Below are 1,833 nucleotides of genomic sequence, written 5' to 3'. Positions count from 1 at the left end.
CAGCGCGTCCAGGAACGCATTCCCCGCGGCGTAACTCCCCTGACCAGCACTGCCCAGCGTGCCCGCCGCGGAGGAGAACACCACGAACGCAGACAGATCCATGCCCTGCGTCAGCTCGTGCAGATACCACGCCGCATCCACCTTCGGACGCAACACCGCATCAACACGCCCCGGAGTCAGCGCACCGATGACGCCGTCGTCCAGCACCCCGGCGCTGTGCACGACCGCGGACACCTCATGCCCCGCCAGCACCTCCGCCAGGGCCTCACGATCAGCCACATCACACGCCACCACCTCGGCGCGGGCACCCAATCCGGCGAGTTCGGCGACCAGGTCCTCAGCACCCGGCGAAACCATCCCACGCCGGGACAGCAGGAGCAGGTCCCGTACGCCGTGCTTGACCACCAGGTGCCGGGCCACCACCGCACCCAGACCACCCGTACCGCCCGTGACCAGCACCGCACCGGAGCCACCCCACACCCGCACCGCAGAGTCGGACACGCCCACCCGCGCCAACCGCGGCACCACCAGCCGCCCCTCCCGAACCGCCAACTCCGGCTCGGACTGCGCCAACGCCCGCGACAACACCGCCCCGGACACGGCACCGTCACCAAGGTCCAGCAGTGTGATCCGATCCGGATGCTCCGACTGCGCCGACCGCACCAAGCCCCACACCGACGCCACCGCCAGGTCATCGGCGTTCCGCGCGGTGACCGCACCTTGGGTCACCACCACCAACCGGGACCGGGTGAAGCGCTCCTCCACCAGCCAGTCCTGCACCAGCTCCAGGGCGGAAGCAGCATTCGCGTGGGCAGCGTCCACCACCTCGTTCTGGGACCGCGCACCGGGCAGCGCAGCCAACACCACGTCCGGCACCGACCCATCCGCCGCGGACAGAGCCGCCAGATCCGCATACACCCGGACCTCGGTACCCGCGTCCCGAAGCGCGGCGGCCAGGGCCTCTTCCGCGCCAACTACCGCAACCGCAGCGACTCCGGTCTCAACTGACCCGGACGGCAGGGGAGCCCAGTCGATACGGAACAGCGAGTCACCTCCCGCCCCGGAAGCCGCGTCGCCCAGCTGTCCTGGGGCTATCGGGCGAGTAGCGAGAGAATCGATGGAAGCGACAAGTTCGCCATCGGTGTCCGCGATCGCGACCGAGACCGCCCCCTGCCCGGTGCGCGACAGCCGCGCCCGCACAGTCGTGGCACCGGAGGCGTAGAGCGACACGCCGTCCCAAGAGAACGGCAGCGACGTACTCTCCGGGTCCGGATTGTCGTTGCCGGATCCCGCCGACCCCGCCGCCTGGAATACCGCGTCCAGCAGAGCTGGATGGAGGCCGAACTCGCCGGCTTCAACCTCCTCCGGCAGTCCAACTTCGGCAAACACCACATCACCGCGCCGCCACACCGCCCGGAGACCTCGGAACACCGGCCCGTAGTCGAAACCCATCTCCGCAAGCCGCTCGTAGCGGTCGCCGACATCGACCGGTTCGGCGCCGTACGGCGGCCATACAGCCGCGTCGAAGCCGACGTCCACCCAGTCGATTCCAGGCGCGGCCAGCACACCCGACGCGTGCTGGGTCCAGGGCGCGTCCACCGCATGCTCGGGCCGCCCGTGAACGGTGAGAGCGCGTTGCCCCTCATCATCGGCGGCCCCCACCCGCACCTGGATTTGCGTAGCGCCGCGCTCCGGCAGAACCAATGGCGCGGACAGGGTCAGCTCCTCCACGCGGTCACACCCGAATTCGTCACCGGCCCGGATCGCCAGCTCCACGAACGCCGTTCCCGGCACCAGAACGCGACCCATCACCACGTGATCGGCCAGCCACGG

General features: G+C 70.0%; 1 protein-coding gene. It reads right to left on the bottom strand.

The genetic code is table 11. The features are described 5' to 3' along the window. On the bottom strand, window positions 1-1,833 hold a 1,833-nt coding region (locus ABZ562_RS41095), incomplete at both ends, for a type I polyketide synthase (RefSeq protein WP_361490571.1).

The organism is Streptomyces sp. NPDC019937 (assembly GCF_040631655.1).
Lineage (GTDB): Bacteria > Actinomycetota > Actinomycetes > Streptomycetales > Streptomycetaceae > Streptomyces.
Note: the sequence above shows the minus strand (reverse complement) of the source record. Positions and strands in the feature narration are given on the sequence as shown.